24 protein-coding genes are annotated in these 21,528 nt (G+C 62.8%); 17 read left to right on the top strand and 7 right to left on the bottom strand.

Features of this window, described 5'->3' with window-relative positions; all coding sequences use genetic code 11:
* Positions 1-2 precede the first annotated feature (2 nt).
* From EFR00_RS22985 to EFR00_RS22950, 7 genes are all read left to right on the top strand, one after another.
* On the top strand, positions 3-443 hold the full coding sequence (locus EFR00_RS22985; protein WP_039618707.1) for a Na(+)/H(+) antiporter subunit B: 441 nt from the start codon (positions 3-5) through the stop codon (positions 441-443).
* Positions 443-820 carry a Na+/H+ antiporter subunit C gene (locus tag EFR00_RS22980; protein WP_038687763.1) on the top strand — a complete coding sequence of 126 codons (378 nt, stop codon included), beginning with the start codon at positions 443-445 and terminating at the stop codon, positions 818-820. Before EFR00_RS22985 ends, EFR00_RS22980 begins: the two co-directional genes overlap by 1 nt.
* 250 nt (positions 821-1,070) lie before the next feature.
* The gene (locus EFR00_RS22970; RefSeq protein WP_077994818.1) at positions 1,071-2,621 is read left to right on the top strand and encodes a Na+/H+ antiporter subunit D; all 1,551 of its coding nucleotides are present in this window, start codon (positions 1,071-1,073) and stop codon (positions 2,619-2,621) included.
* Positions 2,618-3,091 carry a Na+/H+ antiporter subunit E gene (locus EFR00_RS22965; protein WP_038687767.1) on the top strand — a complete coding sequence of 158 codons (474 nt, stop codon included), beginning with the start codon at positions 2,618-2,620 and terminating at the stop codon, positions 3,089-3,091. Before EFR00_RS22970 ends, EFR00_RS22965 begins: the two co-directional genes overlap by 4 nt.
* A complete protein-coding gene (locus EFR00_RS22960; RefSeq protein WP_077994819.1) occupies positions 3,088-3,441 on the top strand; it encodes a cation:proton antiporter in 354 nt (117 codons plus the stop codon). The genes EFR00_RS22965 and EFR00_RS22960 overlap by 4 nt, the downstream gene beginning before the upstream one ends.
* On the top strand, positions 3,438-3,770 hold the full coding sequence (gene mnhG / locus EFR00_RS22955; RefSeq protein ID WP_077994820.1) for a monovalent cation/H(+) antiporter subunit G: 333 nt from the start codon (positions 3,438-3,440) through the stop codon (positions 3,768-3,770). Before EFR00_RS22960 ends, mnhG begins: the two co-directional genes overlap by 4 nt.
* Before the next feature lie 440 nt (positions 3,771-4,210).
* Complete coding sequence (locus EFR00_RS22950; protein WP_010060045.1) at positions 4,211-4,642, top strand: Ros/MucR family transcriptional regulator; 432 nt, start codon at positions 4,211-4,213, stop codon at positions 4,640-4,642.
* A 350-nt stretch (positions 4,643-4,992) separates the two neighbouring features.
* On the opposite strand, the gene EFR00_RS22945 is transcribed toward EFR00_RS22950, so the two are convergent.
* Both EFR00_RS22945 and EFR00_RS22940 read right to left on the bottom strand, forming a co-directional pair.
* On the bottom strand, positions 4,993-5,415 hold the full coding sequence (locus tag EFR00_RS22945) for a SufE family protein (RefSeq protein WP_009987486.1): 423 nt from the start codon (positions 5,413-5,415) through the stop codon (positions 4,993-4,995).
* Between the two features lie 392 nt (positions 5,416-5,807).
* Complete coding sequence (locus tag EFR00_RS22940; RefSeq protein ID WP_039618715.1) at positions 5,808-6,302, bottom strand: DUF5330 domain-containing protein; 495 nt, start codon at positions 6,300-6,302, stop codon at positions 5,808-5,810.
* A 453-nt stretch (positions 6,303-6,755) separates the two neighbouring features.
* On the opposite strand from EFR00_RS22940, the gene EFR00_RS22935 reads away from it, so the two are divergent.
* From EFR00_RS22935 to EFR00_RS22920, 4 genes are all read left to right on the top strand, one after another.
* On the top strand, positions 6,756-8,297 hold the full coding sequence (locus EFR00_RS22935; protein WP_077994821.1) for a sensor histidine kinase: 1,542 nt from the start codon (positions 6,756-6,758) through the stop codon (positions 8,295-8,297).
* Positions 8,269-9,225, top strand: coding sequence for a peptidoglycan-binding domain-containing protein (locus tag EFR00_RS22930; protein ID WP_077994822.1), 957 nt, complete (start codon positions 8,269-8,271; stop codon positions 9,223-9,225). Before EFR00_RS22935 ends, EFR00_RS22930 begins: the two co-directional genes overlap by 29 nt.
* Positions 9,226-9,358: 133 nt before the next feature.
* Positions 9,359-10,807, top strand: coding sequence for a methyl-accepting chemotaxis protein (locus tag EFR00_RS22925; protein WP_077994823.1), 1,449 nt, complete (start codon positions 9,359-9,361; stop codon positions 10,805-10,807).
* A gap of 61 nt (positions 10,808-10,868) precedes the next feature.
* Positions 10,869-11,213, top strand: a complete 345-nt coding sequence (locus EFR00_RS22920) for a DUF1491 family protein (protein ID WP_038687782.1) — start codon at positions 10,869-10,871, stop codon at positions 11,211-11,213.
* A gap of 8 nt (positions 11,214-11,221) precedes the next feature.
* Here the strand turns inward: EFR00_RS22920 and EFR00_RS22915 are convergent, their stop codons facing one another.
* Positions 11,222-12,271: a DUF2336 domain-containing protein gene (locus EFR00_RS22915; RefSeq protein ID WP_179363885.1), complete on the bottom strand. Its 1,050-nt coding sequence runs from the start codon at positions 12,269-12,271 to the stop codon at positions 11,222-11,224.
* Between the two features lie 977 nt (positions 12,272-13,248).
* On the opposite strand from EFR00_RS22915, the gene EFR00_RS33130 reads away from it, so the two are divergent.
* Positions 13,249-13,416, top strand: a complete 168-nt coding sequence (locus EFR00_RS33130; protein ID WP_164519026.1) for a hypothetical protein — start codon at positions 13,249-13,251, stop codon at positions 13,414-13,416.
* A gap of 13 nt (positions 13,417-13,429) precedes the next feature.
* Here the strand turns inward: EFR00_RS33130 and EFR00_RS22910 are convergent, their stop codons facing one another.
* The 3 genes from EFR00_RS22910 to EFR00_RS22900 form a co-directional block, all read right to left on the bottom strand.
* Complete coding sequence (locus EFR00_RS22910) at positions 13,430-13,978, bottom strand: DUF1254 domain-containing protein (protein ID WP_009994722.1); 549 nt, start codon at positions 13,976-13,978, stop codon at positions 13,430-13,432.
* Positions 13,971-14,558 carry a DUF1214 domain-containing protein gene (locus EFR00_RS22905; protein ID WP_009994723.1) on the bottom strand — a complete coding sequence of 196 codons (588 nt, stop codon included), beginning with the start codon at positions 14,556-14,558 and terminating at the stop codon, positions 13,971-13,973. The genes EFR00_RS22910 and EFR00_RS22905 overlap by 8 nt, the downstream gene beginning before the upstream one ends.
* A gap of 317 nt (positions 14,559-14,875) precedes the next feature.
* Positions 14,876-17,059, bottom strand: coding sequence for a transglycosylase domain-containing protein (locus EFR00_RS22900; protein ID WP_039618723.1), 2,184 nt, complete (start codon positions 17,057-17,059; stop codon positions 14,876-14,878).
* A gap of 216 nt (positions 17,060-17,275) precedes the next feature.
* Here EFR00_RS22900 and EFR00_RS22895 point away from each other — a divergent pair, with 216 nt between their 5' ends.
* The 4 genes from EFR00_RS22895 to EFR00_RS22880 all read left to right on the top strand — a co-directional run bounded on the left by EFR00_RS22895 (position 17,276) and on the right by EFR00_RS22880 (position 19,955).
* Entirely contained in the window at positions 17,276-17,752 is a 477-nt protein-coding gene (locus EFR00_RS22895) for a YcgN family cysteine cluster protein (RefSeq protein WP_009993493.1), read from the top strand.
* 222 nt (positions 17,753-17,974) lie between these two features.
* Positions 17,975-18,958, top strand: a complete 984-nt coding sequence (locus tag EFR00_RS22890) for a TerC family protein (RefSeq protein ID WP_039618726.1) — start codon at positions 17,975-17,977, stop codon at positions 18,956-18,958.
* 42 nt (positions 18,959-19,000) lie between these two features.
* A complete protein-coding gene (locus EFR00_RS22885) occupies positions 19,001-19,303 on the top strand; it encodes a hypothetical protein (protein ID WP_077994824.1) in 303 nt (100 codons plus the stop codon).
* Between the two features lie 25 nt (positions 19,304-19,328).
* The gene (locus EFR00_RS22880) at positions 19,329-19,955 is read left to right on the top strand and encodes an exopolysaccharide biosynthesis protein (protein ID WP_077994857.1); all 627 of its coding nucleotides are present in this window, start codon (positions 19,329-19,331) and stop codon (positions 19,953-19,955) included.
* On the opposite strand, the gene EFR00_RS22875 is transcribed toward EFR00_RS22880, so the two are convergent.
* Entirely contained in the window at positions 19,942-20,520 is a 579-nt protein-coding gene (locus EFR00_RS22875; protein WP_077994825.1) for a TetR family transcriptional regulator, read from the bottom strand. The two genes, EFR00_RS22880 and EFR00_RS22875, sit on opposite strands and share 14 nt — an antisense overlap.
* A gap of 89 nt (positions 20,521-20,609) precedes the next feature.
* On the opposite strand from EFR00_RS22875, the gene EFR00_RS22870 reads away from it, so the two are divergent.
* On the top strand, positions 20,610-21,524 hold the full coding sequence (locus EFR00_RS22870) for an SDR family oxidoreductase (protein ID WP_039618731.1): 915 nt from the start codon (positions 20,610-20,612) through the stop codon (positions 21,522-21,524).
* Positions 21,525-21,528 lie beyond the last annotated feature (4 nt).

The following is a 21,528-nucleotide window of genomic DNA, read 5'->3' as shown; positions in this document are numbered from 1 at the left end:
GTATGAATACCCTGATCTTCCGCACCATCGCCCCCTTCCTCACCGCGCTGATGCTGCTTTTTTCCGTCTTCGTGCTGCTGCGCGGCCACAACGAGCCGGGCGGCGGCTTCATCGGCGGGCTGATCGCCGCCTCGGGACTGGCGATTTACGGCATTGCCCGCGGCGTTGCCGCCGTTCACCGGGCGCTGTTCTTCCACCCGCTGTCGATTGCCGGCTGCGGCCTCTTCCTTTCGACTGCGGCCGGTCTTCTCTCGATCGTCGTCGGCGTTCCCTTCATGACCGGCCTCTGGATCTACCCGAACCTTCTCGGCCTCGAGGTGCCGCTGTCGAGCGTCATGCTCTTCGATCTCGGCGTCTATCTCGTGGTACTCGGCGCCATCACCTCGATCGCCCTCACATTGGAAGAAAAGGAAGTGGCATCGGAAGAAAAGGAGATGGAGTGATGGAGCCCCTTCTGGCGATCCTCGTCGGCCTGTTCTTTGCCGCCGCCATCTACCTGATGCTGTCGCGATTCTCGATCCGCATCATGCTCGGCATCGCCATCCTCGGCAATGCCGTCAATCTGCTGCTCTTTACATCAGGCCGGCTGACGCGCGAAGTGCCGCCGATCATCCCGGCGGGTCTCGAGACCTTGCCCGCCGGCACGGCCAATCCGCTGCCGCAGGCGCTCATCCTGACGGCGATCGTCATCTCCTTTTCCTTCCTGGCCTTCCTGCTGGTGCTGACCTACCGCGCCTATCAGGATCTCGGCACCGACGACACCAGCGAAATGCGTGCCGCCGAACCCGACGACCGGCCGCTGCCACCATTGGGGTATTGACGCGAATGCCGGTGCGGATGCTCACCCCCCTCTGCCCTGCCGGGCATCTCCCCCACAAGGGGGGAGATCGGCTGGGAGCCTCGTCTCGCTCCAGTCAAATGCCTCAGATCGGCGAAGCTGCTTGGCGTGAAATTACCATATCGAGAAGCGGCCGCCTCTTGCCGATCTCCCCCCTTGTGGGGGAGATGCCCGGCCGGGCAGAGGGGGGTACCCTACGGCACGCCCCCGACCATCCCGGAGGCCGCACCTGATGGCCGCCCCAATCACCGTCGATCTCTCCGCCGCCTTGGTGACCGCCCCGGTGCCGCTAGCGCATTGGCTCGCCATTCTGCCGGTCGTCCATTGCATCACGCTCGGCGCTGTCCTGCTGATGGTGCGCGCCCATCCCCGCCTGCAGTCCTGGCTGGCCATTTCGGGCCTCGCGGGGCTGGCGCTGATCGATGCGGCGCTGCTTGCCAAGGTCGCGGCCGAAGGACCGCTCACCATGGTCATGGGGCGCTGGCTGCCGCCCTTCGGCATCGCCTTCACCGTCGATCTCTTCAGTGCGCTGATGGCCTTCGCCGCAGCCCTTGCGGGGCTAGCCGGCGGCATCTATGCGCTGGCCGATATCAGCGAAAGCGGCCGCCGCTACGGCTTCTTTCCGCTGCTCATGCTGCTGATGGCCGGTGTCACCGGCGCCTTTCTCACCGGCGACGTCTTCAATCTTTATGTCTGGTTCGAGGTGCTGCTGATCTCTTCCTTCGGACTGATCATCCTCGGATCGGAACGGCAGCAGATAGACGGGGCGCTGAAATATGCGGTGCTCAACCTGATCGCCACGACCTTGTTCCTGGTGGGGGTCGGCATTCTCTATGCCGTCTTCGGCACGCTCAACATGGCCGATATCGCCGGGAAGGCGCGAGACATCAGCGGCACGGCGCCGTTGATGTCGCTGGCAAGCCTCTTCCTGCTTGCCTTCGCCATGAAGGCGGCCGCCTTCCCGGTCAATTTCTGGCTGCCCGCCGCCTATCATACGCCGCGCATCACCGTCTCGGCACTGTTTGCCGGCCTGCTGACCAAGGTCGGCATCTACGCGCTGGTTCGGGTGATGGTCATGCTGCTGCCGGCCGAACGCGCCGAACTCAGCCTTGTGATCGCGCTCGCGGCCGCCGCGACCATTCTCGTTGGCGCGCTCGGCGCGCTTGCCGAAAACGATGTCCGCCGGCTATTCGGCCATGTCGTCATTTCGGGCATCGGCAACATGCTTGCCGGCGTCGCGCTCGGCAATGCCGGCGGCATCGCCGGCGCGGTTTTCTACGCTCTCCATTCCATGGTGCTGATGACGGCGCTTTATCTTGCCGCCGGCGAGATCGCCCGGCGCGGCGGCGGCTTTTGCCTGTCGGACCTCGGCGGGCTTTATCGCCAAAGCGGCGGCTTTGCCGCACTTTCACTGGTGCTTTTCCTGGCCGCCTGCGGCCTGCCGCCCTTTTCCGGCTTCTGGCCGAAGGTCATGCTCGTCAAGGCCTCGCTCGATAGCGGCGCCTGGTGGCTGGCGACGACAATCTTGACCGGCGGTTTTCTGACGACGATCGCCTTTGGCCGGCTCTTTCTCCTTGCCTATTGGCGTCCCGCGCCGATGACGCTCGCGCCGTCGCGCTCTTCCTGGCGCACCGTTCTGCCGGTCGCCGCGCTGACCGTGCTCACCATCGGCTTCGGCATCCTGCCGGAACGGCTGCTGGCGCTGTCGCAAGCGGCCGCCGCCGGCCTTGCCGATCCCCAGGCCTATCTCCATTCGGTCTTCCCGGAAGGAGCTCAGCGGTGATCGCTTTCCTCTTCAACCTGCTGCTTGCCATCGCCTGGGTTGCCGTTACCGGCAGCGCCTCGCTGCACAATCTCGTCTTCGGCTTCCTGCTGGCGGCTCTGGCGCTGGCCGTCATCCGCGAACCCTTCGGCGGCGGGGGATATCTGCGTCGCACCCGCCTGGTGCTGTCGCTCATTGCCCTCTTCCTCAAGGAACTGTCGCTGTCGGCCTGGAAGGTCACGCTCACGGTTCTGTCGCCGGATATGAAGCTGAAGCCCGGCATCTTCGCCTTTCCGCTGACGGTGACGAGCGATTTCGAGATCACCCTGCTGGCAAATCTCATCACGCTGACACCCGGCACGCTTTCCGTCGATGTCTCGACAGATCGCCGCACCCTCTATGTCCACGCGCTCGATTGCTCGGATCCGGAGGCTGCAAGGCGCGGCATTGCCAACGGTTTCGAACGCAAGATCATGGAGGCCTTCCGGTGATCACGCCCGCCGACATCGTTGCCGTCGCATCCTCGGCCGCCCTCCTCATCCTCGGTCTGGCGCTGCTCTTGACCGTCTGGCGCGTCGTTGCAGGTCCGACATTGCCGGATCGGATCCTCGCTCTCGACATGCTGACCGGCGTCGCCATCGGCTTCATTGCCGTCATCGCGGTTAAGACAGGGTTCTCCCTCTATATCGATATCGCCATCTCGCTCGGCCTCGTCGGCTTCCTGGCAACCGTCGCCTTCGCCCGCTTCGTGCTGTCGCGCGGCAACATCAAATCGCCGCCATCGGTGTCCGCGGCAACGGGCGGCGCAAAGACGCGCCGGGCAGGGAGGAAGGGACGATGACAGCTTATCTCGTCGCAGCCGTCACCGCGCTGCTGCTGGTTGCCGGTGCGCTCTTTGCCCTTGCGGCGGCGATCGGCCTGGTCCGGCTGCCCGATCTCTATACCCGCATGCATTCGGCCTCGAAGGCCGGCACCGTCGGCTCCGGCCTGCTGCTCTTTGCCGCCGGCCTCTATTCGCAGGATCCGGCGGTTATCGCCCGCGCCCTTGCCGGGTTCGTCTTCTTCCTGTTGACGGCGCCGGTTTCCGCCCATCTGCTGGCCAGGGCGGCCCATAGTTCGGGACACGATCTCGGCGCCATCTCGGTCTGCGATGATATGCGCGAACGCTGAGGGGTTGCTATTGCCATCTTAACCTGTTTTACGTTCGACTTATGCACAGGAAGCTGTGAGTAAAGCTTGGCCTAAAGTCCTATAATTCTTCGCCGGCCATTTTTTCTCAAGAAAAACGACAAATAATAATTGGCCTTTCGGCCAAACGATGGTATTTGAAAATGCAAGTAGAATTCTGATTGTGAATTACAATCGTACTGCTTCCAAGTCCCTCAGTGTTGATTTTTCAATGTCTAAACTGAGGCCACCGCCTGGAGCACGACGTAGTGGTTTTTGGTCAGGCAGTATAAGAACAGGTCTCGAACTTCGGAATCTAGGGGTGGATTTCACGTTTTTCGAAACAGAAGATTGCTTCCTGTGCTTTTGCTGTTCGCTTCTACGAGGCGGGTCTTTGGCGTGACAGTCAAAGATCGTTTGAGCATGCTAACAGGAGAAAACATATGACAGATATGGCGACCGGCAATGGGCCGGAGCTGCTTGTGGAACTGACGGCCGACATCGTCGCGGCCTATGTCAGCAACCATGTTGTCCCGGTCAGCGACCTGGCAAACCTGATTTCCGACGTGCATTCGGCACTGAGCAACACGTCCGTACCGCAGCCCGCTGCGGCCGTTGTCGAAAAGCAGAAGCCTGCAGTCTCTGTCCGCAAGTCCGTACAGGACGAGCAGATTACGTGTTTGGAATGCGGCGGCAACTTCAAGTCCCTCAAGCGCCACCTGATGACGCATCACTCTCTCTCGCCGGAAGAATACCGCGAGAAGTGGGACCTGCCGACCGACTACCCGATGGTAGCGCCCGCCTATGCCGAAGCGCGTTCGCGCCTGGCAAAGGAGATGGGCCTGGGTCAGCGCCGCAAGCGCGGCCGCGGCTGAGCTTTTTCGAAAGCCATCAACGACAAAAGCCGGGTCTTGTGCCCGGCTTTTCTGTCTTTATCGCGAATGTGATTCCAAAGGCTGCGAGCCGATTCGGACGACATTCTGTTCCGACTTATGAGACGTTAGTCTGAGGAGGCCCGACATTATCCTGTTCCAGGCGGGGAAAATTATATTCCGGACTATTTTGCGCCTATCGCAAATGATCCGGGTGAGGACGGGAGATCACGAGGCGCCGGATCTTATGCTTCGGAAGTGCAGCGTAGAATGTATTCCTATACTATAAGGAAGTGTTAATATACTATATTAGAGGGCGCTGCCACACGCGTCCGGCCCGAATCGAATCGCGTTCAAGCAGCGGCACGGACTTTCGCCTCTTCCCGGATTCTTTTCACCATCGAGCGCAGCCCGTTCGACCGCTGCGACGACAGGTTCTCCACCAGGCCGATCTTCGAGAAGATCTCGAAGGCATCGAGCGCGGCGATCTCGGATGCCGGCTTGCCGGAATAGGTGGCAAGCACGATGGCGACAAGGCCGCGCACGATATGGGCATCGGAATCGCCCTCGAAGTTCATGATCGGGTTATCAGGATCGCCCGACGTGTGCGTCACCAGCCAGACCTGGCTGGCGCAGCCCATCACCTTGTTCTCGGAGGTGCGCTTTTCCTCGGCCAGTTCGGGCAGCGCCTTGCCGAGTTCGATGACATAGCGGTAGCGGTCTTCCCAATCGTCCAGGAAGGCAAAGTCGTCGATGATCTGGTCGAGGGATGCCATGGAAAGCCTTTCACTATCGGCATGGCCGGCGAAACTGCACGGCAATTCTGCCTACGGACATGCTCTAATACTGCATATAGGTGAAAGACCGACGGATTTGAACCGTTAAAGCGCGTTGCGGCGTTGGATTTGCCGCATGTCGCAAGACCCCGCCGCATATTGATGCGTGACTCGTTCTCAAAAGAAACGCCGTGAGGGATGGGCTTCCTCACGGCGCAGCAAGATGCTGAATTAAACAGGGCAGGCACGTCAGGCATGGGGCATTTCCGCGTCATTGCGGACCACCGATGCAAGCTCAGGCAATTCCGGCTGCTAAGCTGTTTCGTCCGGAATTGAGGCAAACAAGAACGAAGAATTCGAAATGCGTTGCTGGCGGGCGCCTCGCAATACCGTCAGATCGCCGGTTTCGGCGTCGGCAGCGGGATCGCGCCGGTTACCACCGTCTCGGCGGCCGTTTCATCATCGACCGGCGGACGGTAGGGCATCGGCTGGTTCAGCGCAGCCTTTGCCTCGCGCACTTTCTCCTCGACGGAGGGGGTGGCGAGGGAAGGCAGGGCGGGTGCCGACCGCTTTGCCGTTTCGGCAAGCCTTGCGGTCGTTGCCGGTTCGTCGGCGAACTGGCTGTCGAGCAATTCATAAGCGACATGGGCGCCCTCGCGGGCCCGATATCCGAGCGCCGTCAGGGTCTCTGCGCCCTTGGCGCAGACCTCGGGCTTTTCCGAGCACATGCCGGTCAGATAGTCATAGGCGCCGCTCGCCGCCGTAAAGGCGTCGGAAAGCTGCAATTGCGGGCCGCTGGCGAGCTTGTCGGAACCCTCCGTGCTGAAGACGGAAAGAAGCACGAGCACAAGGCCAAACCAGAAGGATCCTTTGATCAGAAACCACATTGTCGTTGCCCATCCTGTTTTCCCGTCCGGTTCTTTTCGCCGAATCAGGCCGGTTGTCCGGTGTGCTTTCACCCTATCGATTAGTTGCGAACGCCGCTTTTCGAAACTCGCGCGCATTTGCGGCAAATTTAATTCAAATTTTAGCGAACCGGATTTGAGCAGCATTTAAGTCGAATGCGAGCGATCGCCGTTAAGCATCATGGCAGCACCTCCTTGCAATTGCAGCGCTTTTGGCTGCTCGCCTTGCCACAGGAGTTAACGCTGTGCTGAAATATGAAGAATTTCCGTTGCTTACCGGCTATTAACCACAAAAAGCAAAGGGCATCTCGGATGCATCAAAACGGGAATTTCTGCCCTTTCCGGCTGTGAACGGCGCTTTTGCCTTATCCTTTCCTTAAGTCGCGGGGGCCTATTGTCCGGATCGACAGACAGCCTTTTTCGGGCGGGTATTGCGTGCGAGTATTGAGTGACATTGGCGGCTGGGTGACGGCGCTCGTAGACCGGGCGGCGACAAGCTGGCTCTCTCGGACGGGCGGCGGTGAAGCCGTGCGCCAACGCGAGCTTGCGATTCTGCGCCGCTTGGTGCTGCTGTCTTCGGCCGCTCTCGTCGCCGCGCCCGTTGGTCTTTCGGCGGTTACCAGCCCAGCCGTCGCCTTGCCGGCCGGTGTCGCCATGGTCTGCGCCGCCTTCCTCTTTTCCGCCGTCGGCAGCATTGCGCTGGCCCGCCAGGGCTCGTCGGCCGGCATCGCCACGCAGTCGGCCGAGGACTTCTTCCTGAGCGTCACGCCTGGTCTCGTCTTGTTCCTCGATCCGCACGGCAGCGTCGCCACCATCGGCGGCCGTGATCGCCGCGATTTCCTCGCCTGGATGCGCGATCCGAAGGGCAGGGGCTTCCTGGAGCAGGTGCATGTCTCCGATCGCATCCTGTTCCTGCAGGCGCTCGATGGCCTCAGGCGCGGCGAGGATGCCGCAAGCGTCGATCTGCGTCTCGACCGGCCTTCGGTTTCGCGCGATCAGCGCCAGTTCGCTTATCTCAGAATGGATATGACCGCCCGGCGCGATGCCGATGGCGACCTGACCGCCGTGATCGCCCAGCTGCGCGACGTCTCCGTCGAGCAGCAGCTGCGGGCCGAGGCGCAAAGCCGCGCGGCTGATGCCGAATCGGCAAACGATGCCAAGTCGCGCTTCCTCGCCGCCGTCAGCCATGAGCTGCGCACGCCGCTGAACGCCATTCTCGGTTTTTCCGACATTCTGATCGGCGAATATTTCGGCAAGTTCGAAAACGATCGCCAGCGGGAATATGTCGGCCTCGTGCGCGAATCCGGCGCGCACCTGCTTTCCGTCGTCAACACCATGCTCGACATGAGCAAAATCGAGGCCGGCCGCTACGAGCTGATCCTCGAAGCCTTCGATATATCGGCCTCCGTCAGATCCTGCGAATCGATGCTGGCCTTGCAGGCCAAGACCAAGGGCGTCACCCTGACGAGCCGGATCCAGCGCGGCCTCGGCGAGATCGTCGCCGATCAGCGCGCCATCCAGCAAATCCTCATCAATCTTGTCGGCAATGCCGTCAAGTTCACCGAGGCCGGTGGCGTCGTCTCCGTCGATGCGGCGGCTCGCGACGGCATCCTGAAGCTGACGGTCAGCGACACCGGCATCGGCATTGCCGCCGACAAGCTGGCGATGCTCGGGCAGCCCTTCGTCCAGATCCAGAACGATTACACCCGCCGCTTCGAAGGCAGCGGCCTCGGCCTTTCACTGGTCAAGGGGCTGGTGGCGCTGCATGGCGGAAATTTTGCTATCGCCAGCCAGCCGGGTGAGGGTACGATCATCACCATCGAGATCGCGGTGGATGGTTCTGGCGCCAGGCGGGCAGACGATGCCGGCCATGGCGCGACCGTCGAGTTTCCGCCGCGGTTGAAAGACGTGGTCAAAACAGGGGTAGAATTGGAAGAGGGGCTTTTCGATGGCCGCGCGCAAGCGAAAATCGCCTAAGGGAAAAAACCGACGGCAGCAGCCCGGCCTCGTGGTGTCAGGTGCGGCCGCTCTCGGCGGCCTCGGCCTGCAGGGAGCATCTGCGCTGGGTGGTCTCGGTCTGCAGGGCGCATCTGTGCTCGGCGGCGTCATCGGCCGCAATCCGTCGGTTGCCGGCGGCACGATCGCCTTCGTCGTCATCTTCTCCTTTGTCGCGGCCAATGCGCTCTGGTATCAGCCCGGCCTGCATCCGCATCCGATTTTGCGCACGCGCGACCCGCAGTCTTCAAACGTGCTCGGCGCCCGCCGCCCAGCCGAAGAGCAGCAGGGCGAGGTTACCACCTTCCGGATCGAACGGCCTGAAGATGCCGCCACCAGCACCAGCGCCACGCCGGCGCCGGCCGCACCGACTCAGCAGCCGAGCGAGCTCGTCATGGGTATCCAGCAGCAGCTGGTGCGCCGCGGTCTCTATAACGGCATTCCTGACGGTATTATCGGTCCCCGCACCAGCGCCGCCATCCTCTTCTTCCAGGAGACTGTCGGCATGGCCCAGACCGGGGAAGCGACGCCAGAGGTGCTGGCTGCGCTGAAAACCGACGCCGCCGGCCCCTCGACCGTGCCCGCGGAAAAACCGCGTGAGGATGTCAGCTCGAAGGCGGCGGCGGAAGACCCGGTGGCCGCCGCGATTCGCAGCGCCGAAAAGACCGTCAAGACGGCTCCATCAGCCGCAAAGCAGCTTCCGGCAAGCGAACTCACCACTGTCGACCTGGTGTTGAAGATCCAGAAGGGTCTATCCAACATGGCCTATGCCAATGTCGGCGTCGACGGTGTTGCCGGCGAGCAGACCCGCGCTGCCATCCGTCACTTCCAGAAGCACTACAACTTGCCCGAAAACGGTGAGCCGAACGAGGCGGTGCTGAAAAAACTCAAGGAAATCGGCGCGATCTGAGACGTTTCGCGCAGCGTGCAGCCGCAAGCCTCACTCGAGGCTCTACAACCTAAGTCTAAGACGCTGGCGCCGTTTGCAACTTATTAACCATGTTGATCGAAGCTTTGCCGATTGAGGCGGGGGAACGTCGGTCATGCATGCGTTGAAGGCGATAGACGATCTGGCCGGAGAACCGGCCGTCGAAGCGGAAGGCCCCGATCGCACGGCCTTGCGTCACATCCTGCAGCGCCTTGCCGAGGAGGCCTCGACGCTTGGCATCGATCTTGTGGATATTGCCGGCGCCATTCAGGACATGGCGGCGATGTCGGCCCGCCATGCCTCCGCCTTCGATCATGTCACCCGCACCGCGCTTTCGATTGCCGAAACCAACCGCTCTGTCGCCCTGTCGCTGCGCGAGACCGACCGCACCGCGGCCGAAGCCCGCCAGATGCTGAAGGAATCGGCCAACCGCCTGTCCGGCTCCGTCGCCGAGATCGGCCACATGGTTCAGTCCTCCAACGTCATCGGTGCCGAAATCGCCGGCTTTTCGAAGTCGCTGGCCGATGTCGACAAGATCGCCGATGAGATCAGCACCATTGCCCGCCAGACCAACCTTCTGGCGCTGAATGCCGCGATCGAAGCAGCGCGCGCCGGCGATGCCGGCAAGGGTTTCGCAGTCGTCGCCGCCGAGGTCCGTGCGCTTTCGCTGCAAACCTCGAAGGCGACCGGCTCGATCCAGGACACGCTGGACGAATTGCGGGTGAAGATCGACCGGCTGTCGGTGGTCGGCGGCGATGCGCGCAACAGTGCTGCCGGAGTCCGCGACAAGTCCGAGGCGATGCGCGGTGCCTTCGAAAGCATGGAACATGTCATCACCCGCATCCTCGACAGTTCCACCGTCATGGCCAACACCACCGAGGCGGTCGACCAGCAATGCGCCGGTTTCGTCGAAAAGCTCAGCGAGATGTCCGGCGAGGTCGCCGGTTCGAATGTCGCCCTGCAGCAGGCGGCAAAACGGGTCGACAGTGTCGTCGGTCTCTCCGAAACCCTGGTCCAGCTGACGGCGAGCGCCGGCGTGAAGACCGCCGACAGCCGCTGGATCGAGAAAGCGCAAGCGGTGGCAAAGCAGATATCAGCCGCATTCGAACGGGCCGTCGCCGAGGGCCAGATCGGCCTCGACGCCCTCTTCGACCGCCGCTACCGGCCGATACCGGGCACCGATCCTGCGCAGATGATGGCGGCCTTCACCGAGCTCACCGACCGCCTGCTGCCGCCGATCCAGGAGCCGCTCCTTGCTCTGGACGAGCGCGTCGCCTTCTGCGCGGCGATCGACGAGAATGGCTATCTGCCGACCCATAACCGGAAGTTCTCGCAGCCGCAGCGGCCGGGCGACGCCGTCTGGAACACCGCCAACTGCCGCAATCGCCGCATCTTCGCCGATCGTGTCGGCCTGGCCGCCGGCCGCAGCACCGCGCCTTTCCTCGTCCAGACCTATCGGCGCGACATGGGCGGCGGCAATTTCGTGATGATGAAGGATATTTCCGCGCCGATCACCGTGCGCGGCCGCCATTGGGGCGGATTGCGGCTGGCGGTCAAGGTTTGACGCATCCGGCAACATCCGAGCGCCGATTGCCGATGCCGGCGCGCCGGTCTATACCGCGCCGATGAGATTACGCGCCGATATCTTCGTTTCCTCCCTTTTGCGCCGGGTCTTCGCCAGCGGCGATTTCGCCGCTGTCGAGAAGAAGGGGGCCGAGGAGGCGGGTGCGATCTTCATCCGTCAGCACTTTCGCGACGGCCTGGAAACGCTTTATGCGCCGGCGCCGCAGACCGCCTTCGGCGAAGACGAGATCCGCGATCGCCTGTTCGAAATCCGTCTTGCGCGCAGCGAGCCGGAGGCGGTGCGGGCGATGCTGGAGCGCGAACGCCGCTTCGACCCCGATCTGTGGATCGTCGAACTGGAGGCGGAGGAATTGGGCGACATGATCCCGCTTGCGGGGAAAGGTTGAGCGTCAGCTCAGCGTGACCGCCGTCCGAGCACGCGCATGTCGCGCTGCACCGGCGCCTGGCGGACGAAGCGGTGGCTCTCCGTTTCCTCGCGGGCCGGCGTAACAGCCGCCTCCGGCTTGTAGGTGTAGCGGTCGGCGCGCCGCCAGGCCTCTACCCTTTCGTGGCATTCTTCCGGATCGAGCCCATCAAGCACCATCCAGGCGCGCGTGACATTATGCTGCTGTTCGGCCAGGTGCGGATAGAACCTTTCCAGCACGAGGACGGCGTCGAGAAACCCCATGCCGAGGCTCGTCAACGTCGTGGCGAGCTGCTGGCCCGATAGATCGAGCATGATGCGTTCGGCAAGCCAGCGGCTGGCCGAAAGCGCATCGGCGAGCGCGGTCGCGAAATGGGTTGCCTCGCGCAGGCGGGCGAAGCGCACCAGCAGCGCCTCCTGAATGTCGGTCAGCGTGCGCAGGCCGAGCCTGTCATCGTCCTTGCGGCCGAGATGGCCGGCAAGGTCGAGAATGCGTTCGCGCAACGCTTCTTCATTGGCGATACGCTGTTCCGCCAGCGCTTCGGCCTCGTTGCTCTCGGCCGGGACCGGCGACAGCGGCACGGCCTCCGATTCTGTGATCGGCGCCGCAGGGGCCGCGGGTCGCGGCTGGGTCTGGCGCAACGCCACCAGCGCGTCGATGACCTTCGGCGAGAGCGATTCGCGGCTGACGATCGCCCTGACATGCGCCGCGCCCTGCATGCGCGCAATGGTGATCAGCGTGTCGTCGGCAATGGCCTTGGAGGCGGCAAGAAAGGGCGCGGCGATCTCGATCGGCTGATTGCCGATGAACAGCGCCACGGCTGCCGGCATGGTCTGGCATTGCGAAAGGGCGGCGACGGCCTGGCGCTTGGCCTCATCGGAGGAGGCCTGGAACAGCGGTGTGAAAAGCTCGGCGAATTGACGCAGTTCGGATCGTGTCGGATGTGACAGGCTCTCGAAACTGCTGACAGTCGCCATTAACACCACGTCCTTTTTCCTGACGGCCAAGGGGCCCTCGAGGTCTCGAAACCGGTCACGCACACGCACACCCTGAAAACGCAGAACCAAGGGAAACCGTGGGCCGATAGCGCTGGCGGGACACCGGTCGGACCGCACGGATATGAACAAATCCTACACCGGTACGGTTAATGCATGCTGAAGATTTTATTAAAATGCAACAGAAATACACACGTGTGACGTGTTGCTGGATAATTAGCCGGCAACAGAAATCCCTGTGCTTTTTGAAGGCCTGCTCTGAGGGCTTCCGATCGCTCGTTCGACCGCAGCGACAGTTAGTCCTGCTGTCATCTTGCGGGCGTGAAGCAGCTTTTGCGTGGCTGTCATCATCGCTCCAGTGCACACCTTGCTTGATGCTGCAGACGGCGTCTTAAGGCTCTCGCTGCTGATATTCCGTTGGTGCGGTAGCTCCGCGATATCCGAGTCTTCGAACAAGGATGGGAATCACCGGCAGGGCTTGTTGCCCTTCGCTGCCGCTCGCGTCTGGAACGATTCGCGGGTCGGCGATGGCCGCAACCCCGCTCTCCGATTGAGGGCGGATCGTCCCGATCCTGGGGTGCGACGCAACGGATGTCGGTCTGCCGCATATTTGCAACACCTGCAGCGCCGCCGGCGCGCGGGGTCGTGGCTGCATTGCCAACGATATGAATTACCTCCGATTTTATCCTTCAACGGGTGCCAGAACCCGCGCGCAGGCGGCATGAAACCAAACCGGCGCTTCATGCGTTAAAGAGGAAGTCAGGGGAACTGTGTTTGGCAAGCGCTGAATATTAGTAAACTGTTAACTGTCATGTGTCTCAATTCGGATAGGAACGACGCGATTTGAGTGGTTGGATCGTCGAAACTCCGCATCACGGTATTTCAGTCAGGTGCCGTGGGAAAGGCGCGAATGCCCTCGGTTCGGTCATGCCGGCACCGCAGGACGCGCCGGCCCGCAGATTGGCGGGCAGGGTGAAATCCATCGCAAGTTCATCCGTCTCGGGCAGTGCATGGAGACGAGAATGGCAATAGTAGTCGCATTGGCGGATCGGCGACCGCGGGCGCCGCGTCCTCAGGACAAGGAACCCCGCGAAGCCAAGATCCTCTGGTTCACCGGTGTCCGCTACGAGCGGCTGGCCGAGCCCCCCAGACATGGCCCGGCGCCCGCGCCGCGCGCCAGCAAGAAGTAATGTCGGTTCAACCTTAGCGGGCGCTGAACTGCTCGCAGCCGGCTTCCGTCAGGAAGTTCCGTGCGGCCTCATCGAAACTCGCCTGCGGCGCCAGCGTCCGCAGCACGGCGTAACCGTCCGGCCGCGCCATTTCCACCAGGATCGCCTGTTCCAGCTCCCGTGGCAGGTTCTTGCGCAGGTCCGTCAGCTGGATCGGACCGCCGGCCAGCACATCGAGCGCGCCGCCGACCGAAGTCCTGTCATTCATGCTGAAGACTTCGTTGGAGGCGCTGTCGTAGATGGCGATCGACCAGAAGGGCACGTTGCCCCTGGCGGTGAAATGCACCGGCCCATCCTCGACATCGAAGGAGCAGACGGCGGTGCGCACGAAGGGGTCGCCATTGGCAAGCCCGGCCTCGTCATACTGGTCGTTCAGCAGGTAGAAATTGTTGAGGTCGCCTTCCGCCTGCACCCGGGTCGCCGCGTCCCTGCCGGTGAAATGCGGCAGCGAAAGGATGATGACCAGATGCAGAAGCGCTGCGCCGAAAAGCCCGGTCAGGATGGCGAAAACGATCCTAAGCATTGCCGCATCCGGTCTTGGTGAGCTTGGGCATGGCGAGGTCGATCACGCCGGAACTGCCGGCCGTCGGCGTATCGAACAAGGTCAGCACCAGCCGGAAGGTGCCGGCCTGCGGCAGGGCCAGCCAATTGCCCGGCTGCGCGACGGCGGAGATCTCGATCGAGAAGCTGCTGTCGGGCTGGCGCAGCACCGTCCAGGAGTTCAGCGCCGAGGGAAGCCCAGTCTTCACCGCCGCCGGATTGCCGCCATTGTCGGCGGTAAAAAGCGTCCACAGCCGGGCGGGCGGCGTCTGCCCGCTGATGCGGTAGCGGCAGCCGGCATTCAGCCGCGCCCCCTCGTCGTCGACGCTCGCCGTGAAGGTCAGTCCCTCGGCGCTGCCATAGAGCAGCTTGCCGGCGCGCGCCCGGTGCGACTTGGCGTAAGGATCGGCATCAACCGTCTGCAACGCCGGAAAAGCCTCCCAGGCGCCAAGCTTGATCGCTCCGAAACCCTGCGTCGCATCCAGCGCATACAGCGAAATCATGATCCCGCCGCCAAAGGCGACGATCAGCGTGATCAGGATGAAAAGGGGGAATCGAAACACGTTATGACCTTGGAAACCATATCGGATGAAAGGGTTACCACTGATTCTGGCAGGGTGGAATGGCGTGCGACGACATGGACGCCGATCTGTCCGCGGCCGTGCTGAATGCGGCAACACGGCCCCTCACCCTAACCCTCTCCCCGTAAACGGGACGAGGGGACGTGCCCCGCCAGAGGCCGGTGGGGACGGAGAGGTTGCGGCTAGGTCCCTTCGCCCCATTTCCGGGTCCGAAGGACGAGTCGAGACCCGTGGCTCGACCCCGGTCGGTGGCGGCAGCCGGATGAGGGGCTGGTCTCGCCGATCTTCCTGGGTCTGGGCTACTCCGCGCTCGCCAGCTTCGCCGGCGCCAGCGGGGCGGCATCCTTCAGCTTTTTGCCGAGGTCTTTGAGGATATTCGTCGATTGTACCGAAAGCATGCGCGGCCTGATGAGCTGCGGTAATCCGTCCTGCGGCTTGGCGGCGACGGTCTTGGCGAGGTCCTTTTCTGAGGGCAGGGGGTTTTCCACGCCGGGGATGGCGCGCAGCGTCACGCCCTGATGGGCATAGTCCATGGCGCGCTTGAAGGTCATCGCCGGCAGCGAGCCGCCGGTCATCTCATTGGTCGAGGTGTAGTCGTCATTGCCGAACCAGACGGCGCAGGTGTAGTTGCCGGTGAAACCGACGAACCAGGCGTCGCGATAGGCCTGGGTCGTGCCGGTCTTGCCGGCGGTCAAAACGCCGTTGTCGAGAGCTGCCTTGCGCGCGGTGCCGACATAGGGCACGCGCGACAGCATCTGGTTCATATAGGCATCGGCCTGTTCCGACAGCACGCGTTTGGGCGCCGGCTCGTCACGGTCGAAATCATAGAGCACATCGCCCTCGTAATCGAGGATCTGGCTGATGCCGTGGCGGCGCGACTGATATCCGCCGGCCGGGAAGGTGGCATAGGCCGTCGCCTGGTCGAGCACAGTCACTTCGGAGGTGCCGATCGGAATGGTGACGTCGTCGCGGATCGGCGTTTCGACACCGAGGTTTTTCGCCATCGCCCGGATCGGCTGAATGCCGAGCTTCTCCTTGGCGAGCCGCACCGGCACGGTGTTGATCGACTGAGCGATCGCGGTCTCGAGCGTGATGCGTCCGACATAGCGGTTGGCGTAATTATGCGGGCTCCAATTGCCCCAGTAGATCGGCGCGTCGACGATCGTCGTCTGCGGCGTCATCCCGCTCTCCATCGCCAGGGCATAGGTATAGACCTTGAAGGAGGAGCCCGGCTGGCGCAGCGCCCTGGTGGCGCGGTTGAACTGGCTTTCGCCGTAATCGCGCCCACCGACCATGGCGCGCACGGCGCCGCCGTTTTCGATCATCACCAGGGCGCCCTGCTTGGCGTGGTAAGCCTCGCCATATTCGCGCAGCGACGTCTCGACCGAATCCTCGGCCGCCTTCTGGATGCCCATGTCGATCGTCGTGCGCACGATCAGTGAATGCTGGTGGAAACGCGGCGAAAGCCGCTGCACCTCGTCGAAGGCCCAGTCGAGGAAGAAATCGGGCGATTCCACCTCGTTGCGGTCGACGACGGTCGCTGGGCTGCGTCGGGCGGCGATCACCTGGCCCTCGGTCATCAGCCCGCTCTGCACGAGGTTGGTCAGCACTTCGTTGGCGCGGGCACGCGCCGCCGGCAGGTTGACATGCGGCGCATATTTCGCCGGCGCCTTGAACAGGCCGGCGAGCATGGCGGATTCGGCAAGGTTCACATCGGTGATGTTCTTGCCGAAATAAAACTGCGCCGCCGCGGCCGCGCCAAACGTGCCGCCGCCCATATAGGCGCGGTCGAGATAGGTGGAGAGGATTTCCTTCTTGGATAGGTTGGCCTCGAGCCATAGCGCCAGGAAGGCTTCGGTGACCTTGCGGTCGATCGAACGCTCGTTGGAAAGGAACAGGTTCTTGGCGAGCTGCTGCGTCAGCGTCGAGCCGCCCTGCACGACTTCGCCGGCCTGGGCGTTGGTGACCATGGCGCGGAAGAGACCGATGGCGTCGATGCCAAAATGGTCGAAGAAGCGCCTGTCTTCGGTGGCGAGCACCGATTTGATCAGGGAGTCCGGCAGTTCGTCGATCGGCACCGAATTCTGATGGATGACGCCGCGATGGCCGATGACGTTGCCGTAGCGGTCGGTGAAGGTGACGGCGAAATCGCCGCGGTTGCGCCAGTCCTCCTTGGTCGCTTCGAAGGCCGGCTGGGCAAGCACCAGCATCAGCACCGCGCCGACCGTGCCGAGGGTCAGCCCTTCGCCGGCCAGTTCGAAGACCACGCGCTTCCAGCCGCGCACGCGGAAACGGCGGAAGAAGATAGTGGTGTCTTCCCAGATCTCGGCGGCGCGGAAGCCGGCGTTCCAGACGGTCGAATCGATCCACGAATCGATGCGCAGCAGAATGTGACGGCTCTTCGCCGGCCGCCTGCCGGGGTCAGCGGCCTGCTTTTCTGTCTCGTTTTCAGGCCCTTTTTCAGGGTTGTCCGGATCCTGCACGTCCTGTATTCCCGCCTGATCGCGCCTGCCTCATGTCCGGCAGCCGGAAAGCGGCGAAAGCGCGAGGCCCGATGGGCCCGAAAAGCTCTCCGATACCAGGAGAAAGTTCTCCGGTACCAGGAGCATGCTGAAGAATTGATTGATTTTGTGGCGGATAACAAGAGAGTAGAGCGGTGGTCACGCGAATTTGCGGGCCGCTGTTGCAAGAAACGAACGATGAACGATCTGCCCTTCTGGAAGAGCAAGACGCTGGCCGAAATGACCGCGGCCGAATGGGAAAGCCTTTGCGACGGCTGCGGCCTCTGTTGTCTCAACAAGATCGAGGAATGGGATAGCGGCGATATCTATTTCACCTCGGTCAGCTGCAAGCTGCTCGACGGCCAGAGCTGTCGCTGCTCGAGCTATGCGAATCGCTGGGATTTCGTGCCGGACTGTGTGCAACTGACCAAGGAGAACGTGCCTGAGATCGCCTGGCTGCCGCCCACCTGCGGCTACCGGCTGGTCAACGAGGGCCACGATCTCTACTGGTGGCATCCGCTCGTCTCCGGCGACCCGGAAACCGTACATGCAGCCGGCATTTCCGCCCGCGGCCGCACGATCAGCGAAACCGAGATCGATATCGAGGATCTTGAGGATTACGTCGTCGACTGGCCGCTGACCGTCGGCGAGGAGAAGGACGAGGAAGAAGCGTAAGCGGCCGGCGCGCCCGGCTTTCGCCTGCGGTGTGATATATCGCACGGCAGTCGTGTCTCCGGCGCGACATATAAAATTGACGCCGGCCGCTGCTTGATTATTGAAAAGTGAGACCCCACTTGCGGTGCGACCCGCTGGTCCGGGCCCCTCTGGCGAGAGCTTCGGCACTCTTGCGATGTCGGACCTCTTCTCCGACAACCAGTGCCGACCAGGGGATTATCCTTGAATCTGTCTTTTTTGTTCGTCGAGTGGCTGGGAACGCCGCTCTGGATGTGGTCGAGCTTTTTCGCCCTTGTCATCGCCATTCTGTCATTCGACCTCGGTATTCTTCATAAGCAGAACAAGGAAATCGGCGTCGGCGAAAGCGTCAGGCTTTCCGCCCTCTATATCGCGCTCGGCCTCGCCTTCGGTGGTTGGGTATGGTGGTATCTCGGCTCCGAGGCCGGCCTTGCCTATCTGACGGGCTTCGTCGTCGAAAAGACGCTGGCCCTCGACAACGTCTTCGTCATCGCCCTGATCTTCTCCTTCTTTGCCGTGCCGCGCCTCTACCAGCACCGCGTGCTCTTCTGGGGTATTCTCGGCGTCATCGTGCTGCGCGCCATCATGATCGGCGTCGGCGCCACGCTGGTCGCCGAATTCGCCTGGCTTCTCTATATCTTCGCCGCGTTCCTGATCGTCACCGGCATCAAGATGCTGTTCGTCAAGGAGGCCGAGCCTGATGTCTCGAAGAACGTCCTCGTCCGCTTCATGCGCAGCCGTTTCAACGTCACCGAGGAACATCACGGCGAACGGTTCTTCGTCAGAAAGGCAGACCCCAGGACGGGAGCGATGACCTGGTTCATCACGCCGCTCTTCATGGCGCTCGTGATGGTCGAAGTCGCCGACGTCATCTTCGCCGTGGATTCGGTCCCCGCGATCTTCGCGATCACCACCGATCCGTTCCTCGTCTATACCTCGAACATCTTCGCGATCCTCGGCCTTCGCGCCCTCTATTTCGCGCTTGCGGCGATGATTCATCGCTTCCGCTATCTGAAGCCCGCGCTTGCCATCGTGCTGATCTTCATCGGCTCGAAGATCTTCGTCGCCGATCTGCTGGGCCTGGAAAAATTCCCGGCCGCGCTCTCGCTGAGCATCACTTTCGTGATCATCGCTGCCGGCGTGGTCTGGAGCCTCCTCAAGACGCGGGATCCGCGGCAGCCCGCCTGAGCGGGCTCTGCGAGCAATACGTAAACAAAGGAAGGAACAGATATGATTTCGGATTTCATCGGCTGGATTTTTGCCCTGCTCGTGGTCGGTCCGCTGCAGGCCGAGCTACAGCAACAGGCTGAGCGCGCCCGGCTTCCCATGGTGATCGTCCGCCAGTCCCAGGCTTGCCTGACATCTGAGGGACCGCGGCTCGTCGAGCGCGCCGCCGGCGACTACGTCTGGGCGGCGGCCACAGTCGTCAGCATAGCGCTCGGCCAGACCGCGCCGGCGGAGCTTCTCGACGGCAGCGACCCGCAATGCGCAGCCCTCGCCAGCGCCCTGAAGGGAGGCGGCGAGGGTGCATGACGGCAACCAGCTGAAAATGGACAGTGTGATTGATCAAGACGGAAAGAGGCAACCGCCGCGCGGTGTCGCTACTGCGCGGCTTCGGGAGATGTTGGAAATCGCCCGGGTAAAAGGCGGCCTCTCTGTCGGCGAGGCTCTGGAGGCGATGGGCCAGACGAGCATCGCCTTCACCATCCTGTTCCTGGCAATCCCGGCGCTGACACCAATCCCCGGGCCATTCGGAATGGTTTTCGGCACCGCGCTGGCGCTGGTCTCCCTCCAGATTGTCGCCGGTGGCCGGAAGATCTGGTTGCCCGCCATCCTCCGGGATCGCCGGGTTTCGCCCGCGGCGCTTGATCTTGTCGTCGGTCACGCGGTGCCGGTGATCGCCCCGGTGGAAAAGCTCGTGCGCGCCGGCCGGCTGCAGGTCCTCACCGGTCCGACAGTGCAGGCGCTTCTTGGCGTTCCTGTCTTCCTGCTTGCTGTGGTGATCGCGCTGCCGATCCCCTTCGGCAATATTCTGCCGGTGGTCTCGCTGGTCGTGCTGGCCGTCGCCCTGATGGAGTGGGATGGTCTCGTCACCTTGATCGGACTGCTGCTCACATCGGCGACGATCGTCGCCACCGCCGCATTGCTTTATTTTGTCAAGGCGATGATCTTCACGGGCGCTTAGCCGAATGGACGGCGACCGCTGCGAGGAACCGCCGCAGTTCCGTCTCCACATATTCATCCACCCGCCCTTCTGCGCCAAAGCCCCACCAGGTCAGCGAGCCCTGCCATTGCGACAGCATCAGCCGGGCGATCGTCTCCGGCGCGCTCGCCGATCCGAAACAGCGTGCGATCGCCGCCGTCAGCGCTTTGCCCCAGGCCGCACCCCGGGCGCGCAGCACCGGATCGCGAAAGTCTTCGCGAAGCACCAGCAATCCCTCGCCATAGGCGGCGGCATCGTCGCCGTAATCCTTCGACAGACCGACGAGCAGGGCGACGGCACCCTCCGGCGTTTTCGCCACGGCCTCGGCAAGCCGTGCCGTTTCCGCGTCCAGCCTGTCCCAGGCATAGAGCAGTGCCGCGCGCAGCATCGCCGCTTTCGTCGTAAAACGCTGCACCAGCGTCGAGCCGGAAAGGCCGCTGGCTTTGGCCACCGCCGCGAAGGTTGCCGCATCCGGCCCCTCGGCATGGATCAGCGCCAGCACCATGGCGAGAAGCTGTTCATCGGAAAGCGTGCGGCGGCGCGGCATGAAATTCCTCTTGCATCTGTCTTATTTATGAACGAACGTTCGTTTATATACAAGAGGCGGTTTTCAATTCTACCTTGGAGGATGGAGACGTGACAGCGGACTTGCGGGAGAAGGTGGCTTTGGTGGCCGGTGCGACACGCGGCGCCGGCCGGGGCATCGCGGTGGAGCTCGGCGCGGCCGGTGCCACCGTCTACGTCACGGGGCGCACGACGCGCACGCAGCAATCCGAATATGGAAGGTCGGAGACGATCGAGGAGACTGCCGAGCTGGTGACCGCGGCAGGCGGCAAGGGTATTGCCGTGCAGGTCGATCATCTCGTCGCAACGGAGGTCGAGGTGCTCGTCGCCCGCATCCGGGCGGAGACCGGTCGGCTCGATATCCTCGTCAACGACATCTGGGGCGGCGAAACACTGTTCGAATGGGACAAATCAGTCTGGGAGCATTCGCTCGACAGGGGCCTGCGCATGCTGCGGCTCGGCATCGAAACGCATCTGATCACCGCCCACTACGCCCTGCCGCTGATGATCGAGCGGCCGGGCGGCCTGCTGGTCGAGGTGACCGACGGTACGGCGGAATACAACGCCACGCATTACCGGCTTTCGCCCTTCTACGATCTTGTCAAGACGGGCGTAACCCGCATGGCCTGGACGCATGCTCAGGACCTGGGAAAACACGGCGCCACCGCCATTTCGATCACGCCAGGTTGGCTGCGCTCCGAAATGATGCTGGATGCCTACGGCGTCAGCGAGGCGAACTGGCGCGACGCGACGAAGGTCCAGCCGCATTTCGCGATTTCCGAAACGCCGCGCTTCGTCGGCCGCGCGGTAGCGGCCATCGCCGCCGATGCCGATCGTGCTCGCTGGAACGGCCAGTCGTTGTCGAGCGGCGGTGTGGCCAAGATCTACGGCTTCGACGACATCGACGGTTCCCGGCCGGATTGCTGGCGCTACCTGGTGGAAGTGCAGGAGCCGGGCAAGCCGGCGGATGTGACCGGCTACCGCTGAGCGC

This window comes from Rhizobium sophoriradicis, assembly GCF_003939025.1.
GTDB lineage: Bacteria > Pseudomonadota > Alphaproteobacteria > Rhizobiales > Rhizobiaceae > Rhizobium > Rhizobium sophoriradicis.
Note: the sequence above shows the minus strand (reverse complement) of the source record. Positions and strands in the feature narration are given on the sequence as shown.